At 68.2% G+C, this 16,418-nt stretch carries 18 protein-coding genes; 7 read left to right on the forward strand and 11 right to left on the reverse strand.

All coding sequences use genetic code 11. The annotated features are described in order from the left end of the window. Window positions 1-38: 38 nt before the first annotated feature. Window positions 39-614, reverse strand: a complete 576-nt coding sequence (locus ACZ5XZ_RS26485) for a YceI family protein (RefSeq protein ID WP_468982257.1) — start codon at window positions 612-614, stop codon at window positions 39-41. Between the two features lie 96 nt (window positions 615-710). Beyond that, on the reverse strand, window positions 711-1,040 hold the full coding sequence (locus ACZ5XZ_RS26490) for a rhodanese-like domain-containing protein (protein ID WP_468982259.1): 330 nt from the start codon (window positions 1,038-1,040) through the stop codon (window positions 711-713). A 110-nt stretch (window positions 1,041-1,150) separates the two neighbouring features. Here ACZ5XZ_RS26490 and ACZ5XZ_RS26495 point away from each other — a divergent pair, with 110 nt between their 5' ends. The 3 genes from ACZ5XZ_RS26495 to ACZ5XZ_RS26505 all read left to right on the forward strand — a co-directional run bounded on the left by ACZ5XZ_RS26495 (window position 1,151) and on the right by ACZ5XZ_RS26505 (window position 3,431). Continuing rightward, complete coding sequence (locus ACZ5XZ_RS26495; protein WP_468982260.1) at window positions 1,151-1,621, forward strand: MarR family winged helix-turn-helix transcriptional regulator; 471 nt, start codon at window positions 1,151-1,153, stop codon at window positions 1,619-1,621. Window positions 1,622-1,757: 136 nt separating this feature from the next. After that, window positions 1,758-2,420, forward strand: coding sequence for a HEAT repeat domain-containing protein (locus tag ACZ5XZ_RS26500; RefSeq protein WP_468982262.1), 663 nt, complete (start codon window positions 1,758-1,760; stop codon window positions 2,418-2,420). A gap of 6 nt (window positions 2,421-2,426) precedes the next feature. Beyond that, window positions 2,427-3,431: a MerR family transcriptional regulator gene (locus ACZ5XZ_RS26505; protein ID WP_468982264.1), complete on the forward strand. Its 1,005-nt coding sequence runs from the start codon at window positions 2,427-2,429 to the stop codon at window positions 3,429-3,431. A gap of 53 nt (window positions 3,432-3,484) precedes the next feature. Here the strand turns inward: ACZ5XZ_RS26505 and ACZ5XZ_RS26510 are convergent, their stop codons facing one another. Beyond that, a complete protein-coding gene (locus tag ACZ5XZ_RS26510; protein ID WP_468982494.1) occupies window positions 3,485-4,936 on the reverse strand; it encodes an amidase in 1,452 nt (483 codons plus the stop codon). A 176-nt stretch (window positions 4,937-5,112) separates the two neighbouring features. Continuing rightward, window positions 5,113-6,882, reverse strand: a complete 1,770-nt coding sequence (locus tag ACZ5XZ_RS26515; RefSeq protein ID WP_468982265.1) for an ABC transporter ATP-binding protein — start codon at window positions 6,880-6,882, stop codon at window positions 5,113-5,115. 347 nt (window positions 6,883-7,229) lie between these two features. Between ACZ5XZ_RS26515 and ACZ5XZ_RS26520 the strand changes: the two genes are divergently transcribed. Further along, window positions 7,230-7,928, forward strand: coding sequence for a 2-phosphosulfolactate phosphatase (locus ACZ5XZ_RS26520; protein ID WP_468982268.1), 699 nt, complete (start codon window positions 7,230-7,232; stop codon window positions 7,926-7,928). A 114-nt stretch (window positions 7,929-8,042) separates the two neighbouring features. Further along, window positions 8,043-8,687, forward strand: a complete 645-nt coding sequence (locus tag ACZ5XZ_RS26525; protein WP_468982269.1) for a hypothetical protein — start codon at window positions 8,043-8,045, stop codon at window positions 8,685-8,687. A gap of 98 nt (window positions 8,688-8,785) precedes the next feature. Here ACZ5XZ_RS26525 and ACZ5XZ_RS26530 read toward each other — a convergent pair whose 3' ends face one another. From ACZ5XZ_RS26530 to ACZ5XZ_RS26550, 5 genes are all read right to left on the reverse strand, one after another. Next, the gene (locus ACZ5XZ_RS26530; protein ID WP_468982272.1) at window positions 8,786-9,202 is read right to left on the reverse strand and encodes a CBS domain-containing protein; all 417 of its coding nucleotides are present in this window, start codon (window positions 9,200-9,202) and stop codon (window positions 8,786-8,788) included. 214 nt (window positions 9,203-9,416) lie between these two features. After that, window positions 9,417-9,650 carry a hypothetical protein gene (locus ACZ5XZ_RS26535; RefSeq protein WP_468982274.1) on the reverse strand — a complete coding sequence of 78 codons (234 nt, stop codon included), beginning with the start codon at window positions 9,648-9,650 and terminating at the stop codon, window positions 9,417-9,419. A gap of 287 nt (window positions 9,651-9,937) precedes the next feature. Then, a complete protein-coding gene (locus ACZ5XZ_RS26540) occupies window positions 9,938-10,354 on the reverse strand; it encodes a CBS domain-containing protein (RefSeq protein ID WP_468982276.1) in 417 nt (138 codons plus the stop codon). A 46-nt stretch (window positions 10,355-10,400) separates the two neighbouring features. Next, entirely contained in the window at window positions 10,401-10,970 is a 570-nt protein-coding gene (locus ACZ5XZ_RS26545; RefSeq protein ID WP_468982279.1) for a hemerythrin domain-containing protein, read from the reverse strand. 587 nt (window positions 10,971-11,557) lie between these two features. Further along, a complete protein-coding gene (locus tag ACZ5XZ_RS26550; RefSeq protein ID WP_468982281.1) occupies window positions 11,558-12,088 on the reverse strand; it encodes a hypothetical protein in 531 nt (176 codons plus the stop codon). Between the two features lie 330 nt (window positions 12,089-12,418). On the opposite strand from ACZ5XZ_RS26550, the gene ACZ5XZ_RS26555 reads away from it, so the two are divergent. Beyond that, window positions 12,419-13,498: a YihY/virulence factor BrkB family protein gene (locus tag ACZ5XZ_RS26555; protein ID WP_468982283.1), complete on the forward strand. Its 1,080-nt coding sequence runs from the start codon at window positions 12,419-12,421 to the stop codon at window positions 13,496-13,498. Window positions 13,499-13,648: 150 nt separating this feature from the next. Here the strand turns inward: ACZ5XZ_RS26555 and ACZ5XZ_RS26560 are convergent, their stop codons facing one another. Both ACZ5XZ_RS26560 and ACZ5XZ_RS26565 read right to left on the reverse strand, forming a co-directional pair. Continuing rightward, a complete protein-coding gene (locus tag ACZ5XZ_RS26560; protein WP_468982286.1) occupies window positions 13,649-14,542 on the reverse strand; it encodes a SigB/SigF/SigG family RNA polymerase sigma factor in 894 nt (297 codons plus the stop codon). 100 nt (window positions 14,543-14,642) lie between these two features. Further along, window positions 14,643-15,635 carry an alpha/beta fold hydrolase gene (locus ACZ5XZ_RS26565; protein WP_468982287.1) on the reverse strand — a complete coding sequence of 331 codons (993 nt, stop codon included), beginning with the start codon at window positions 15,633-15,635 and terminating at the stop codon, window positions 14,643-14,645. A 107-nt stretch (window positions 15,636-15,742) separates the two neighbouring features. On the opposite strand from ACZ5XZ_RS26565, the gene ACZ5XZ_RS26570 reads away from it, so the two are divergent. Continuing rightward, window positions 15,743-16,303, forward strand: a complete 561-nt coding sequence (locus tag ACZ5XZ_RS26570; RefSeq protein WP_468982290.1) for a TetR/AcrR family transcriptional regulator C-terminal domain-containing protein — start codon at window positions 15,743-15,745, stop codon at window positions 16,301-16,303. Window positions 16,304-16,418 lie beyond the last annotated feature (115 nt).

The following is a 16,418-nucleotide window of genomic DNA, read 5'->3' on the forward strand; positions in this document are numbered from 1 at the left end:
CGCCATGCCTGGACCCGCACCCCTCCCCTTCGGACCGGTCAGACCTCCCTGACCGCCTCCAGCTCCAGCGCCAGCTCGATCTCCTTGGAGACCAGGATGCCGCCGGTTTCCAGGGCCATGTTCCAGCTCAGGCCCCAGTGCTCACGATTGATCTTGCCGCGGGCCGAGAAGACCGTACGGTCGTTGTCCCACGGGTCGCGCGCATAGCCGAGGTAGTCGACGGCGAGGGTGACCGGGCGGGTCACGCCCTTGATGGTCAGCTCGCCGGTCAGCGTGCCGCTCGTGCCGTTCCAGGTCACCGAGGTCGAACTGAATTCGGCCTTCGGGTGGTTCGACACGTCGAAGAAGTCCTCCGAGCGGAGGTGGTCGTCGCGGGTCTGGTCCCCGCTGTCGACGCTCGCCATGTCGATCACGGCGCTCACCTTGCTGTCCTCGGGTCGCTCACCGATCTCCACGGTCGCGTCGACCTTGGTGAAGCGGCCGCGCACCTTGGTGAGCATGAAGTGCCGTCCCACAAAGCCGACTTCGGCGTGGCCGGGGTCGACCTTCCAGATCCCGGCGGCCGGCAGCTCGACGCCGCCGACCGTGCGGGTCGGACCGATTCCACTGGTCATTTCTCTCCTCCCCCTCCCGTTACACGGATGCCCTTGAGCGGAGTCCGCTACAGGGTCTCCGTATCCGGTTTCCGTATCCGGATGTCGCTACCTGGATCAGGCGCCGGTCTCGGTCGGCAGCCCGGCCTCGATCCAGTCGTCCTTGCCCTCTTCGTACTCGTGGACCTGGGCATAACCCAGTTCGACCAGCCGCTCGGCGGCGATTCGCGAGTTCGGGCAGGGCGTGTTGGCGCAGTAGACGATGACCTCGGCCTGCTTGTCCGGCAGAAGGCCCGGAGCCAGCTTGTCGACCGCGTCGTGCGGCAGGTTCAGCGCACCGGGCAGGTGCGCCTTGGTGTAGTACTCCGCGGGCAGCGCCTCGACCACCGTGGCGGCTCCCGCGTCGATCTTCTTCTTGACCTCGTCGCGCGTGATCTTCCGGACCATGTGCGTCACACCTCCATTGGATGACGGGCAGATGCCGCCACCGATCTGTGCGTACGCACACACATTAACAGGTGCGTGCGCCCGCACACAATGCCGGATACACTGGCCTGGTGAGCGACACAAAGAACCCGGGAAGGCACCGACTCGATGCCTGGCGCGCCCTGCTGCTGGCGCACAACGCGGCCGTACGCGCCATTGAGAGCGATGTGCAGCGGGACGGGCGCATCCCGCTCACGTGGTACGACGTACTGCTGGAGCTGAAGGACGCCGGCGAGCGCGGCCTGCGGATGCAGGAGGTCGCCAACCGCGTCGTGCTCAGTCGCACCCGAGTGAGCCGGCTGGTCGACGAGATGATCCGGGTCGGCCTGGTGACGAAACAGGCCGACCCCGCCGACAAGCGGGTGTCCTGGGCCGCCATCACCGAGGAAGGCGCCGCGGCACTCAAGGAGACCGCACCGGTCTACCTGCGCAGCATCCGGCGACACTTCTCGGCCCACCTGACGGACGAGGAGGCGGCGGTGATCACCGAAGCGCTGCTCAAGGTCGCCCAGGGCGGCGGCACCGAGATCCACTGGGGCTGATTCCTGGCTGCGCCCCCGTGGGGGAGAAGGCGTCGGTGGTCACGTAGGGCGTGATCCCGCGGCATGACTCCGCTTGACCTTGACACGGTGACAAGGTCTTCACTGCGGAGCAGCCAAGGAAGTGGTCCCGACGACCATGCCGGAACAGGACACGAACACGATGCAAGCTCTCCAGGGGCTGGAGAACAGCAGCTCGTCGGTGCGGCTGCAGGCAGCGCTCGCGGTCGGCACGACCCCGGACCCGCGGTTCGTCGACAAGCTCATCGAACGATGCGCGATCGAGCCCGAATTCTACGTACGGGAAATGCTCACCTGGGCACTCACCCGCCACTCGGCATCAATGACCGTCCCAGGGCTCGTCGATGAACTCCGCTCGGATCTCGCGCAGGCACGAAGCCAGGCGTTGCACACGCTGTCCAAGATCGGGGATCGGCAAGCATGGCCGGCGATCACAGGGGCGCTGCTGGCCGACGCCGACGACGAGGTGGCGCGAAGCGCCTGGCGGGCCGCAGTCGTTCTCGTACCCGAAGACGAAGGACCCGAGCTGGCCGCGGTGTTGGCGACACAGCTCGGGCGCGGCGAACGCGTCACGCAGCTGAGCCTCAGCCGGGCGCTGATCGCGCTCGGTGAGATGATCACGCCGATCCTGCGCGCCGCGATGACGGATCTCGACCCCCGCGTGTGCGCGCACGCAATCGCCACGGAGCGGCTGATGCGCGACCCGGATGCCGGATTCGAGTTCGCGATCGAGGAGGCGAAGCGCATCGTGGCCCTCGGCACGACCGGCCAGGAGAGGTGACAGCCAGTGTTGATCGGTGAGGTGGCGCGACGGTCCGGGGTCAGCGCCCGCATGCTCAGGCATTACGACACGCTCGGCCTGGTGCGGCCGACGGGCCGTACCGGCGCCGGCTATCGAGAGTATTCCCGCGAGGACATCCGGCGGATCTTCCATATCGAGAGCCTGCGGTCACTGGGGCTGTCGTTGCGTGACGTCAGACGCGCACTCGATGATCCCGGCTTCACACCCTCGGAGCTCGTCGACGACCTCATCCGCCAGACGCGAGAACGCATCGCAGCCGAGACGGAGCTGCTCACGCGACTCCGTCGGATCGGTGCCGCGGAACCCGCCGGCTGGGACGACGTCCTCCAGGCCGTTTCGCTCCTGAAGGCGTTGGGGTCGAAGAGCGCCGGGACGCGCCAGCGCGCGGCCTTGTCCTCGGTCGAGGAGGTTCCGGTGCCGGTGGAAGCACTGGTCGAGGCAGCGCTGAGCGAGACGGACCCGAACGTCGCCGGAGCCCTCCGATGGGCTTTGGCGCACTCCGGCGACGGCGGATCGGCGCTGCTGGCGGAGGGACTCGGCTCACCAGTGGCAGAGGTGCGCAAACGTGCCGTCCAGGCCATTGCCGAGTGTGCGAACGGCGCGGCGACCGCACTGCTGCGGGACTCCCTCGCGAACACCGACATCGTGGTCCGCAGGTACGCCGCTCTGGCGCTCGGGGCACGTGGAGTGGCCGACGCGATCCCGACGCTGATCGACATGATCGTCGAGGAGACGAACGACGTCGATGCGGCCGATGCGCTGAGCGCGCTGGCAAGCGATCCCGCGGTGGCGGATCAGATCGCCGGCAGGCTCGTCGACTGCCTCGCCCGCAGCTCCGTAGCATCGTCCGCACGTCGACGGCTGACTCAGGCGCTGGCGGATATCCCGGGAGACACGACGTCACGCGCCCTCGCAGATCTGTCACATGACGAAGACCGTGCCGTGGCGCTTACTGCGGCATACATTCTCGGGATACGCCACGCACGATGACGGGCGGGCAGCCGGCCGGCCATCTCCTTTCCTCCAGTCGATGCGGGTCCGCCCTACTTCGGCGCCTGGAAGCCACCAAGCCTCTGCTCGAGCAGTTCGGCCAGCCGCAGCGGGGTGCGGTCCTCGAACATCGGGCCGATGAGCTGCACTCCCACCGGCAGGCCCGCGGGGGACCGGTCCGCTGGTATGGCGGTGGCGGGCAGGCCGGTCATGGTGGCCAGACCGGCCCAGACGAGCTGGTCGAAGTACGGGTACTCGACGCCGTCGATGTCGATCCGGCGTTCCCTCGGATCGGGGTTGTGGTCGTGCGGGAACGCGGGAGTCGGCGTGATCGGACACACCACGGCATCGAACTCGGCGAAGAGCTGCCGCCAGCCGTGACGGTGGAGCTCGCGACGGCTGTTCGCCTCGATCCAGTCGCGGTGGCTCAACACCATCCCGCGCAGTAGCGCCGCATCCAGACTCTGGTCGTCTGCGCTCAGTCCGGCGGCGCGGGTCCGCAGCTGTTCGTAGGAGTCGACGGGAAAACGGGGGGCGGAGCCCGAAAACAGAAACTGCCTGTAAAGCATGGCGGCTTCGGTCAGATCGGGCAGCAGCGGACTGTGCCGTTCGACGCGGGCGCCGCCGTCGACAAGCGCGTCGGCCACCCGGTTCACGCCCGCCCGCACGGCGGACCCGGTCGGAATGAGCGGATGCTCCTCGAGCACCAGGACTCGGAAGTCGCCGAGCCGCTCGTGGCGCGCGGGCGGCAGCGTCACGTCGTACGCCAGACCGTGCGTCAGCGGGTCCGGTCCGGCCATGACGTCGAGCAGGAGCGTGAGGTCGCGGGCGGTGCGCGCCATCGGACCGACGACGGCGAGGTCGAGGTCGACCGGCAACGGCGGTTCCGGCGGCGCGACCATGCCGCGGGTCGCCGCCAGCCCGAGTGTCGGCTTGTGCGCGTAGACCCCGCAGAAATGCGCGGGGGTGCGCAACGAGCCGGCGAGGTCGGAGCCGATGGACAGCGCGCCGAACCCGGACGCCAGGGCCGCCGCTGATCCGCCGGAGGATCCGCCCGACGTGCGGCCGTGGTCCCACGGGTTGTTGGTGGTGCCGTAGATCTCGTTGAAGCTCTGGATATCTTGCAGCCCCAAGGGCACATTGGTCTTGCCGAGCACCACCGCGCCGGCGGCCTTGAGCCGCGACACCTGGACCGCGTCCTCGGCCGGCACATAGTCCCGGTGTTGCGGCATGCCCCAGGTCGTGGGCAGTCCGGCGATGTTGTAGGACTCCTTGACCGTCACCGGAAGGCCGAGCAGCGGCCGATCCTCACCGCGGGCGCGGGCCTGGTCGGCACCGCGCGCGGCGGCCCGCGCACGGTCGAAGTCCGGCACACAGATCGCGTTGATCGCCTTGTCGTCCCGCTCGATACGGGCGATCGCCTCGTCGGTCAGTTCCACCGAGGTCACTTCACCGGCGCGCAGGGCAGCCACGAGTTCTTCGGCCGTTTGAAAATTTCGTTCCATGAATCGGGACCGTAACGGCCTCTGGATCAAGCCACGAAATGCCGCTTCGCGCAACAGGATGGATGTCTCCATACTGGTCAGACGGCTGCGTGGAACGCGTGGTGTCGAGCCGCGGCAACAGCGGCATGCGGAGACGGGCTTCGATCCGCGGGCCCCGCAGGTGCTCAGGAATCAGGTCAGCGGTCGTGCTGAAGGCGGTGCAGTTCCGCGAACAGCCCGTTGGTTTTGAGGAGTTGGCCGTAGCTGCCCTGTTCCACGATCTGTCCGTGGTCGAGGACGATGATGCGGTCGGCGGACGCGACGTTGGTGAGCCGGTGTGTGATCAGGAGGATTCCGCGGGTCTGGGCGAGGTCGCGCAGGCCGGCGAACACGCCGTGTTCGGCACGGGCGTCGAGTGCGGCGGTGGGTTCGTCCATGACCAGCAGGTCGGCCTGCCGGTAGAAGGCGCGGGCGAGGGCGATGCGCTGCCACTGGCCGCCGGAGAGTTCCTGCCCGCCCCACCATTGGGAGGCCAGGAGGGTGTCGAGGCCGGAGCGGAGTTCTTCGATGACCTGGTCGGCGCCGGAGGCCTTCGACGCGGTCTGGAGGCCATGCGGGTCGTCCTCGCGGGGCTGGCCGAGGTTGATGTTCTCGCGGGCCGTGAGGGGCCACTGGGCGTACTCCTGCGGGACGTGGGCGACCTGCCGCCACAGTTGTTCGGGGTCGATGTCGCCCAGGTCGATCCCGTCCCAGGTGATGGAGCCCTTGTCGGGGAGGTAGAGGCCGGTGATGAGCCTGGCGAGGGTGGTCTTCCCGGATCCGTTCTCGCCGACCAGGGCGACGATTTCCCCTCGGCCGACGGACAGGGAGACGCCGTTGACGGCCGGGGCCTGGCCGCCGGGGTAGGTGAAGACGATGTCCTCGGCGGTGAACACCCGCGGCCTCGCCGGCGGGGTTTTGGGGCCGCGCTTCATCTGATGTCCCCCGGCCTCCTTGAGGAACGACGACCAGTCGTCCATGTACATGCCGGTGCGGAAGAGGCGGGCCCAGGCGGAGATGAGGGCCGACATGGCGGTGGACACGGTCCTCATCGCGAGGACGACGGTTCCGGCTTTGGCGACGGAAATCTGGCCCGAGGTCAGCAGGAGAGCGAGCGCGCCCCAGATGATCCCGGAGGACAGGCCGGAGATGACGGCGCCGGCGAGGCTGATGCGTGCGGCCCGCCAGGCGGCGGCCTGCATGCGCTGCTGCACCTTGGCCGAGGTGGTGCGGTAGCGGCCGAAGAGGAACCGGAACATCGTGCCGGACCGGATCTGGTCGGCGAAGCGCTTGTCGATGATCCTCGAGCGCAGCATCGACAGCAGGCGCCGCTCGTTCGCGGTACGGCGGGACTCGATGTACTCCACCCGTGCCGCACGGATCGCCGAGACCGTACGCGGCAGCGCACCGAGGGAGAGCAGCGGCAGCAGCAGCGGATGCATGACGGTGATGACGGTTGTCGCGCCGAGGAACGACATGATCGCGGAGATGACCTGACGGGCTTCGAAGACGATGTCGCGGGAGACATCGGCGCCTCGGTCGGCGGCGTCCCAACGTTCGTTGTAGCCGGGGTGGTCGTAGGCGACCAGCTCAGCCTTCGTGCCGGCGGTCAGCAGATCGATTTCGGCTTCGCGGGCCACCAGCGGGGCGATGCGGTCGGCGAGCCAGTTCGCCGTGAGCCGGCACAGCGTCCGTAGCCCCACCGCGATGACCAGGAGGAGCAGGGCGGGGGCGGACTCCCGGAGGCGGGCGGCGATGTCGCCCGAGGTGATCAGTGAGGTGATGACGCTGGTGGTCGCCAGCAAACCGAACGCGTCCATGGCGCCGGCGGCGACATCGCACACGATCATGCCGGCCACGGACTTCTTGTGGGTGCGCCAGCCGAGCGCCATGGCCTGCCGCATGAGCCGCGGCAGGCGTTTGGCCATGGCTAATGTGGTGACGCTCCCGAAGTCCGTTGCGACACCGAGGCGTCGGACGACGAGTTCCTCTGCCGGCGGCGCGGCCTGTGGGGGGATGGCATGCGTTCTCACGCCGGGTCGGGTGTCGCTGCTGGCGTCTTTGGACATAGGCGCACTCCTGTAGAGGCAGGAAGACGGAAGAGGGCAGCAACAGATGGTAGTCGTGTAGTAGCAGAGCGTGCACATGATTTATGGGCGGGCATCACGCCGCCCGGGATCCGGCCGGCACCAGAACCGCTTCGCCGACGGGTCACCCCGAACGGGCAACCGGAACTACCGCGCCTGCGGATGATCCAGGGCCTCAGAATGGTGCGATGGACCATCACTTCGTCGGCATCCCGGAGTTGACCGGCGTTCCCCGTGTTGCGGTCGTCATCGACGTCATGCGCGCCTTCACCGTGGCCGCCTGGGCCTTTTCGCGTGGCGTCGAGAGGATCGTGCTGGCCTCAACGGAGAGTGAGGCACTTGCCCTGAAGGAGAGCCGCTCGGGTTGGCTGGCTCTGAAGGACGGGGCTCCGGCAGCGGGCTTCGACGCGGTGAACTCACCCGGCTTGCTCAGGTCATGCGATTTCGCTGGGCGCACGCTGGTGCAGAAGACGACGGCAGGAACCGTGGGCGCGCTGGCCGTCGCGAACGCGCCGCTGGTCCTGTGCGCGAGCTTTGTAGTGGCCGGCCCGACCGCGCGGTTCCTGCAGACCCGGGATTCCGGTCCGGTGACGTTCGTGGTCACCGGCGAGGACGGCCAGGCCGACGAGGACCTGGCCTGCGCTGAATACATTGGCCAATGTATGGCCGGAGGCGAGGTCGAGGCGGCCCCGTATCTCCACCGCGCGAGGACTTCTCGTGCCGCGGCAGACCTCGCCGGTGGGCTGCGGAGCGGATACCACCCGGACGATGTCGATCTCTGCTTGGAAATCGACAGGTTCCCGTTCGCGATGATGGCTCGCCAGGAAGAGTCGCTAACGGTGCTCCGTCCCGTTGCGGTGCCTGACATCCCGCCCAGTCTCCGCTGACCTGCTGGAACTTTGGCCTCTCAGGCCGGCAGAGCCCACCCGATCAGAGCGTGGGGGAGGGGCCTCGTTGGGCGGTTTCTCCTTGCGTGACGCGTGCGGCGCCTAGAATCCCGGTTGAACTTTGTCACGGTGCGGCGGCAAGGGGGCATGGTGCGGGCAGTCAAAAACGTCGGAACCGTGTTCTTGTGTCTGCTTCTCGGCCTTCCGGCAGCCTGTGCCGAGCATGCGGGTGACCGCGAAGGGCGGCCCGCCCGCTCCTCTACGGGGGCGCCCAAGACGCTGTTCGGCAAGGAACAAGTGCGTGCGGCAATACCTGACTTGGAGGATCTGCCCCCGGGCTGGAAAGAAGGCGAAGAGGGCCTGTTCGGGCGCCGGAAGGGGTATCCCACGGTGGCGGAGGCGTATCACCGGTTCCGCGCCCCGGAGTTTCACGGTGGGCTGGTCGACTTTCGTGTGATGGCGTACGAGAGCCGGGCGGAGGCCGCCCAGGAGTACACCAAGCTGAAGTCGAAGGAAAAGCCGGGTTCCGTTCACCTGCCGAGGGCGGACGCGGCGTACATGTCGTGGGGTTGTTACAGCCACGAGGCCTGCTTTGCCTCGATCAGGGCACGCGTCGGCTCGGCCCTCATCACGGTGAATCTCACCAACAGAGGCCCGAAGCCGGATGATCCTCGGCTGCTGAACCCGTCGGCCCGGATGCTCGTCGAGCGCGTTCGTCAGGCCCAGCACGGGCAGCGCCCCAGAGCCGGGACTGGGTAGGCCACTGCCGGCGCGGCCTGGCCGGACTCCCCGCGCCCGCTTGTGACCGCGTGGTGCTCATGGCGGCCCCGCGGGTCACCTGACCGCCTCGGCTGTGCTCAGTCCGTAGAGAGGGCTTCAAGCAGGTCTCCGACCTGGGGGTCGGGCAGATCGCGGGCGACATCGGCAAGCGCGACTATGCCGACCAGGTCACCTCTGTCGAGGACCGGCAACCTGCGCACTTTGTGCGAGGACATGGCGCGCAGGATCTGGTGCGTATCGTCATCCACGTCGACGGTCACGACCTCTCCCTGAGCGAGTTCACCCGCCTTCGTCGTTCTGGCATCGAGCTCTCTGGCCAACACCTTGATGACGATGTCGCGGTCGGTCAGCATTCCCTTGAGCTTGTTGTCACTGCCGCAGATGGGCAGGGCCCCCACGCCCAGCTGGGCCATTCTCTTGGCCGCCAGCACGACGCTCTCGTCCGCGCCGACGCACTCAGCGCCCTCCGTCATGATTTCCCGCGCGCTTGTCATGACTGCCTCCGATTTTCTGAACAGAAGGGCTTCCCGCCACCACGCGCTGCGCGCTGATCTCTTCGTACGCCGCGTTGTCAGCGGGCCACAGCCTCATGTCCTGAGACGACACGACCGTGCGATTGCCGCATCCGCGTAGCCTGCCGGCTCCGCGGGCAGCGGCCTTGTCGTCCCACAGCGACGGGTATGGGGCCAGGGCCGCACGGGCGGGCGCTCACGCGTTGTCGGTGAGTGCGGTGTGGCCCTGGACGCGTGCGCAGTGGGCGCAACAGTAGAACTTGCCATCGGTCTGGTGGCCGTGGCCGAGGATGCGGCAGCCACAGTTGTCGCAGATGGGCGCGAGTTTGTGTGCCGCGCATTCGAGGCTGTCGAAGGTGTGGACCGCGCCGGCCGCGCGGACCTCGAAGGCCATTTCGTAGTCGTTTCCGCAGACCTCGCAGGCTGCCATGGTGCTCTCCTCCAAGACTGGCTTGGTCAGGCCCGCGGGTCGCCGGCCTTCCGTTGCCGGCCGAGAGGACGGGGCCGGCTGAACCAGGACCTCACGGATTCGGGCGCTCAGCGCGCCACAGAGGCCAGATGGCGCAGTGTGCCCACGGAAGCGGGTGGAGCTCTCCTTCGCCGCGGTGGCACCTTCGCCGTGGTGGCGCTCCCTGGGTTTCCCACCCGGCGTTCGAACATTCCCCGGGCGTGCTCACCGGCGCCGACCGCTGTTTGGTGCCAGTGGCCGGCCGGTGGTCAGTCCCCGGACAGGGAGGCGAGGAGCTCTCCGACCTGGGGCGCGGGCAGCGCGTGGGCGACATCGGCGAGGGCGATCATGCCGACGAGGCGGTTGCCGTCGACGACTGGCAGGCGGCGGATCCTGTGGCGGGCCATGGTCTCGAATATCTGGTCCGCACCGTCGTCGGCGCCGATGGTGATGGCTTCGCCCTGCGCGAGGTCACCGGCACAGGTCTGCTGCGGGTCCCGACCCTCGCCCAGCACCTTGATCACGATGTCGCGGTCCGTGAGGACGCCTTTGAGGGCGTTGTCCCTGTCGCAGATCGGGAGGGCTCCGACCCCGAGCTCGGTCATTTTGCAGGCAGCGTCCAGGATGCTGTCCTCCGTCCCTATGAATTCGGCTCCACAGGTCATGATGTCGCGTGCCACGGGCATCTCTCCCGCCTTTCTTCAGAGGGGCTTCGATTCCGAGGGGCTTCGATCAGTTGGTGACGGGGCGGCCGCGGCTCGCGACGTAGTCGCGCACGCGGTCGACCAGCCCCAGCCCGGGGGCCGGGAGCCTGTTCAGGGGCGGGATGCAGGGCGCCTGGGGTTGCGGGCGGGCGAGGGTGGCCTGCTTCGCCTCGCGGACCTTCCTCCCGAGGCCTTTGAGGACGGGGGGCGGGACGCCGGTGCGCACCTGGCGGAAGAGATGACGTTCCTCTTCCTCCACGTGCGAAGCGACCTCGGTGCGCAGTTCTCGTACGAGCCGGTCGAGGTCACGGTCGTCGGCGTTGCGCCCTTCGAGGTCTTGGAGCCGTTCCTCGATGCTGCTGTGTTCGGCGATCTCGTTGTCCGCCCAGCGTCCGCCGTTCGGCAGGTGTTCGCGCACGGCGGGATAGAGATACATCTCTTCGGCGACCGCGTGGCGGACCAGCTCGATGGTCAGTACGTTCAGGAGCAGCTTGCGCTCGATGCATCCGGGGGCCCGCTCGTAGAACTGCTCGAAGAGCTCGTTCGCCGCGCGGTGGTCGGCGGTCAGCTCCTCGATGATGTCGGCGTCGTGCTCCATGGTCTGCCTGCCTTCCCGAGGCGCTGCGACAGCCGGTCCGGGCGCGCCAACGCGCAACGGCTTCGCGCTCGGCCCCCGGCCATACGCCGGGCAGGGGGACCACACCGGATGGGGTCCGCGGCCGTTCGGCTCCGGCCTGTTCGTCCGGGCTCTGCAACAGCGCCGGGCGAGGGTACGAGTTCCGGTCCGGCAGCAACTACGGCTCCACCACCACTGGGGCGGAGCCTCCTCTCCTCTCCAGCGTCGCACGCCTGCCTCACCGCAGCGCCCGCTGCCGCCTCCCCCCTTCCGGGCTCGGCCGGTGCCAGGTCGGAGGTTGCGTCTACTGCGGGGGCTCCGGCGGAGGTGTGTCGTCAAGCCGGAGGGTCGTCAAGCCGGAGGGTCGTCAAGCTGGAGACGTGCGGCGCAGCAACCCTGACACCGTTCTGATCAGCCAGTTTGCGCGGGTTGGTCCGCCGCGACCCGATGGCCCGAAGAAACGTTCGAAGCCGTCCCGTGCGGCAGGGCCCACGCTCCACCACGGGGGCAACGCTGCCGGCAGCACCGTCCCGAACGTGAAGACATCTGTGAATCCGACAGCCGCGGGCTCACCGGTCGGCCTCCGCGTTCCGCTCGCCGGACCGGTCGGACAGGTACGTCCTGGTGGCCCTGGTGTGCAGTTCATCCAGCGCCTCTGTCTGCTGCCGCGCTCCGTCCAGGAGTTCGTGGAGGCGTCGAGTGTCCAGGCGTGGCTCCCGGGGCGCCCAGTTGAGGAGAGTGCGCCAAAGGAGTGCCTTGCCCTCGACGCCGAGTCGCAGCGCCTCCAGCTCGACGACCGTGCTGAGACCGGAACGACGGAGGACGCGGCCATTGGGCTTCAGCCGCCTGATCTTCTCGCCCGCCCAGGCTCCGTAGACCTTGTACCGGCGGACAGGAACGCCGAGGGAGTTCATGAGACGGAGGAGTGCCTGCCGGTCGAGTGAGATCTCCGCGGCGAGGTTCTTCAAGTCACCGCCGAGGCTCGAACGCCGGTGAGCCCGGGCCATGCTTCGGCAGAGCTCGACACCGGCTGTCGCGCCGGCCACGTGATCATTGAGGTAGACCGCGACCATCCGAGATTCCGCGAGCGGACCGCCCATGACCGACCTCCCTAGCTGGGACCGGATGATCCCTCCTGCGGCTGAGTGGCCAGTTTCAGCCTATCCAACGGTGGCCGCCCGCGAAGCCGGCTCAGGCGCGGCGCCCGCCAGCTGCCTGCCCGCAGGGACGGACCGTGCCGGTTCCACCAGATCGCCTTACCGTGGCCTTGAGGGCAACCTGTGCCGTCGATGTGTCGGGCTGCCCGCAACTGAGCCGGGAGCGGCGCGGCGATGGGCAAGCGCCGGGTGGCCGGGCCGGGCGGCGCGTACAAGGAGCCCTACGGCGTGCTGGGGCGTGCAGAAGGCAGGTTTCGCGGTTATCCGTAGGGCATGGCACCGATGTGGCAGCGCAAGCGGGACGATCAGCACCGGGACCGTGCGAACCGGGTGGCTGGGCACAGGGCGGGCCGCGGGGAGGGAGGTGGCCGGCCTGGGCCGGACGAGCAGGTGGAGCGTAGAGCTCCGGATCAGCCCACCGAGTTGGCCAAGAAATCGTGGGTGGCTGTGCTGAAGCGGACGGCCGCGGAATTCAAGGACGACGAACTCGCCGACCGGGCCGCGGCCCTGACCTACTACGGGATTCTGGCCCTCTTCCCCGCTCTGCTGGTGCTGGTGTCCATGCTGGGCATCGCGGGGGAGTCGGCGACGAAGAGCCTCCTGGACGGCATCACCAAGCTGACCCCGGGCGCGGCCCGCGACATCATCACCAAAGCGGTGACGCAGTTGCAGTCCAGCAGCGGCACCGGATCGGTCCTGGCGATCATCGGCCTGCTCATGGCGCTGTGGTCGGCGTCGGGCTATGTGGCGGCGTTCATCCGCACCTCCAACGCCGTGTACGACGTACCTGAGGGGCGCTCGGTATGGAAGGTCACGCCCCTGCGGCTGGTTCTGACGCTGGTGCTGATGATCCTGGCCTGCGTCAGCGCGCTGATCGTGGTGTTCACCGGTGCCCTGGCCAGGCAGCTCGGCGCCGCCCTGGGGGTGGGGGAGACGGCTTTGACGGTGTGGTCGATCGCCAAGTGGCCCGTCCTGGTCCTGCTGGTCACCGTCATGATTGCGATCCTGTACTGGGCAGCGCCGAACGCGAGAGTGCGCGGATTCAGGTGGATCACTCCCGGCAGCTTCCTGGCCTTGGTGATCTGGATGATCACCTCGGCGGGCTTCGCGCTGTACGTGGCGAACTTCGGCTCCTACAACAAGACCTACGGCACCCTGGCCGGGGTGATCATTTTCCTGGTGTGGCTGTGGATCACGAACCTCGCGATCCTGCTGGGGCTGGAGTTCGATGCCGAACTGGCCCGGGAGCGCGCGATCGCGGGCGGCCACCCCGCTGAGGAGGAGCCCTACGTCGAGCCCCGGGACACCCGCACATGGAGCGACAAGGACCGCCGGGAGATGGGCGACAGGTGACCGGCCGCAGCGGACTGCACGACCCGGTGATGGGCCTCAGCATCAGCTGAGCCATCTCTCACACGGATACGCCATGACCGACCGGAGGCTCGTCCGTTCAACGCCCCGGCCAGATCTCGTGCCGGCAGCGGTTCTCACAGGTCACTTCTCTCACTCCTCGATGAGGAGGCCCTCGCGCAGTTTGTTGCACGTTCGGTTCAACAGGCGCGATATCTGCATCTGGGTGACACCGAGTTCCTCCCCGATCTCGGCCTGTGTCATCTCCGCTCCGAAACGCAGTCGCAGGAGCTTGCGTTCGCGGGCATCGAGCTGCGCCAAGTGCGGTTTGAGGGCCTGGACGTGCTCCGCGAGGTCCAGGGCCGGGTCGTTGTCGCCGACGAGATCGGCAACGAGCCCTCGCTGCTTGCTTCCCCCCGCCTGAAGGGGCCGGTCGATGGAGTCGGCGTCGTAGCCGTTGGAGGCGACGAGCCCTTCGAGGATCTCGTCCTCCGCCAGTCCCAGATGCGTGGCGAGTTCGGCGGTGGAGGGGGCATGGTTGCCCTCCGCGGCCAGTCGTTCGCGGGTGCGAGCGAGATCGGTACGGAGCTCCTGGAGCCGTCGCGGCACATGGACGGCCCAGGTCTGATCACGGAAGTGGCGCTTGATCTCACCCTGAATGTAAGGCACAGCCAGGGTGGTGAACTCGACCTGCCGGTACACGTCATAGCGATCGATCGCCTTGATCAGACCGACGGCTCCGACCTGCAGCACGTCCTCGACGCTTTCGCCTCGGTGCTTGAACCGCCGGGCGACGTAACGGACCAGGGAGAGGTTCATCTCGATGAGGGTGTTGCGCGCGTACTGGTACTCCGGGGCTCCCTCCTCAGTGGTGGCGAGGCGTTCGAGGAACAGCGGCGACAGGTCCCGTGCGTCGGCCGGGGCGACGCACCGTGGCTCTTCGATCAAGGGCAAAGGTTCCGCGGGCGCTGTGCGCAGGCTCTCCGTGGGACTACTCCCTGTGGATGCTCGTGCCGTCGCTGCCGTCGTGGTGCCGTTACTCGTCATGCCGTGGCTCCTGGCGATTGCTGTCGGCCCCGTCGTCGGCCCCTACCCGTTCCCCCACCTCCCATGTCAGGTCTCAGTCATGCAGGCCCTCTCTCCTGTCTCAATTCGACTGCTTGGCAAGGGAGTTGGAGTCAACGGCGCATGACTCTCGTGGTGACCGGCCCTGATGGCCGGAAGTCGCGGCGCGGGCTGGCGTGTCGGCGCTGCCGAGTATGGGACCGGCGGCCGCGTTCGGGTTGGTGTTGGTGAGGGTGGGGCGGACGCGGGTTTGCAGGAAGTCGAGAAAGCGGTCCGGGTGCTTGTAGGCGGCGAAGTGGCCTGCGTCCTCGATCAGGGCGAACTCCTTGACCGGTGCCTCGACGGCGTCGAAGAGGGAACGGGCACGGGCAGGCGTGTTGATCAGGTCGTCGCCGCCCTGGACGACGAAGAACGGAACATCGAAGCGGGTGCCGTCCGCCCAGTCGTCGAACGACGCCGTCCCGGGCAGCACCTCGGCGGACACCTTGAAGCCCTGGAAGAACGTGATCAGTTCACGCAGTGAGTACAGCGGCGAATACCAGAGCGACTTCATCACCACGGACTTCATGGCCCCAAGGGACTGCGGGTCGGTCGCGGAGGCGAACCGGCTGAAGTGGCTGTGCTGCTCGGCCGTCCAGGCGCGCGCATCTGGCCCCATCTTCCGTACGGCCGCCAACTCCTTCTTCTTGCCCGCCCGTTGGAGCCGGTCCAGCAGGGCGGCGTAGTCGGAAGTGTCCCGGCCGCCGTCGAAGACCTTCTGGTCGGTACCGACGTAGGCGGCGACCAGCTGCGGGTGACTGCGGGCAAGGCGCAGTCCGAGCGCACTGCCGAAGGAGTGCCCCAGCACGATGACCCGCTCTACGCCGAGCCGGGCCCGGACATGCTCGACCACTTCGACGGCGTCCGCCAGCATTCGCGCGAAGGTCAGTTCACCCTGGCCGTCGGCTCCGGAGCGCCGCAGGGTCTTGCCGGCGCCCCGCATGTCCCAGCGCACCAGGGTGAAGTGCCGCTCCCGGTCGCGGGTGCGGTTCATGAGGATCGAGTTCGCGGAGCCGGGGCCACCGTGCAGTTCCACGATGACGGGATTGGTGCGGTCCTCCCCGCGGACGGAGAGCCACTGGTCGATCCCGCGCCCGCTGCGGTATCGAGATCGCCGACGCGGAGGGTCTGGAGGCCCTCTCGATGCAGCGAGTGGCCGAGACGTTGCGGGTCACCACCATGGCCCTCTACCGCTACGTCCCCGGCAAACCCGACCTCATCGACCTCATGGTCGACACCGTGCTCAGCGATCCGCCCGACCTCACCCGCATCCTCGGCGGCTGGCCTCCCCGCCTCGAAGCCTGGGCGCGCGCCTGCTGGGACGTCTACCGCGCCCACCCCTGGATCCTGACCGCGACCGGAATGCGCCGGCAGGCCATGGGCCCCCACCAGGTGGCCTGGCTCGACGCCGCCCTGGCCGCTCTCGAGCCCTCCCGCCTCACCGCCCGTCAGCGGCACGATGCCGTGATCCTCGTCCTGGCTCACGTCCGTAGCCTCACTCAACAGATGATCGACTACGACGAGGAATCCAGCGCGGACTGGGACCGCCTCACCACCGACCAACTCGCCCGCCACGGCGAGCGGTTCCCAGCCCTCACCCGCGCCGTCGCCGAAGGCGCTTTCGCACCCAGCGACGAGGACCCACTCGACTTCGGCCTCACCTGCGTGCTCGACGGCATCGCAGCGCTTGCGGAGTCCGGCTGACAGGACACGCCTTCAAGGTCGATCACGGCAGCCGTGTCACCCTGCCCGCAGAGTGCCAAGTGTCAGCCGAGGCGGAGTGCGGCAGGGGTGGTGCCGGCCGTGGCGGAGGGCCTCT

The sequence above is a fragment of the Streptomyces sp. NPDC033270 genome, assembly GCF_055576575.1.

Excerpts from the sequence above, each read along its gene's own strand:
- ACZ5XZ_RS26485 (WP_468982257.1), bottom strand. The coding sequence starts at position 614 with ATGACCAGTGGAATCGGTCCGACCCGCACGGTCGGCGGCGTCGAGCTG.
- ACZ5XZ_RS26490 (WP_468982259.1), bottom strand. The coding sequence starts at position 1,040 with ATGGTCCGGAAGATCACGCGCGACGAGGTCAAGAAGAAGATCGACGCG.
- ACZ5XZ_RS26500 (WP_468982262.1), top strand. The coding sequence starts at position 1,758 with ATGCCGGAACAGGACACGAACACGATGCAAGCTCTCCAGGGGCTGGAG.
- ACZ5XZ_RS26510 (WP_468982494.1), bottom strand. The coding sequence starts at position 4,936 with ATGGAACGAAATTTTCAAACGGCCGAAGAACTCGTGGCTGCCCTGCGC.
- ACZ5XZ_RS26515 (WP_468982265.1), bottom strand. The coding sequence starts at position 6,882 with ATGGCCAAACGCCTGCCGCGGCTCATGCGGCAGGCCATGGCGCTCGGC.
- ACZ5XZ_RS26520 (WP_468982268.1), top strand. The coding sequence starts at position 7,230 with ATGGACCATCACTTCGTCGGCATCCCGGAGTTGACCGGCGTTCCCCGT.
- ACZ5XZ_RS26530 (WP_468982272.1), bottom strand. The coding sequence starts at position 9,202 with ATGACAAGCGCGCGGGAAATCATGACGGAGGGCGCTGAGTGCGTCGGC.
- ACZ5XZ_RS26535 (WP_468982274.1), bottom strand. The coding sequence starts at position 9,650 with ATGGCAGCCTGCGAGGTCTGCGGAAACGACTACGAAATGGCCTTCGAG.
- ACZ5XZ_RS26540 (WP_468982276.1), bottom strand. The coding sequence starts at position 10,354 with ATGCCCGTGGCACGCGACATCATGACCTGTGGAGCCGAATTCATAGGG.
- ACZ5XZ_RS26545 (WP_468982279.1), bottom strand. The coding sequence starts at position 10,970 with ATGGAGCACGACGCCGACATCATCGAGGAGCTGACCGCCGACCACCGC.
- ACZ5XZ_RS26550 (WP_468982281.1), bottom strand. The coding sequence starts at position 12,088 with ATGGGCGGTCCGCTCGCGGAATCTCGGATGGTCGCGGTCTACCTCAAT.
- ACZ5XZ_RS26555 (WP_468982283.1), top strand. The coding sequence starts at position 12,419 with ATGGCACCGATGTGGCAGCGCAAGCGGGACGATCAGCACCGGGACCGT.
- ACZ5XZ_RS26560 (WP_468982286.1), bottom strand. The coding sequence starts at position 14,542 with ATGACGAGTAACGGCACCACGACGGCAGCGACGGCACGAGCATCCACA.
- ACZ5XZ_RS26570 (WP_468982290.1), top strand. The coding sequence starts at position 15,743 with ATGCAGCGAGTGGCCGAGACGTTGCGGGTCACCACCATGGCCCTCTAC.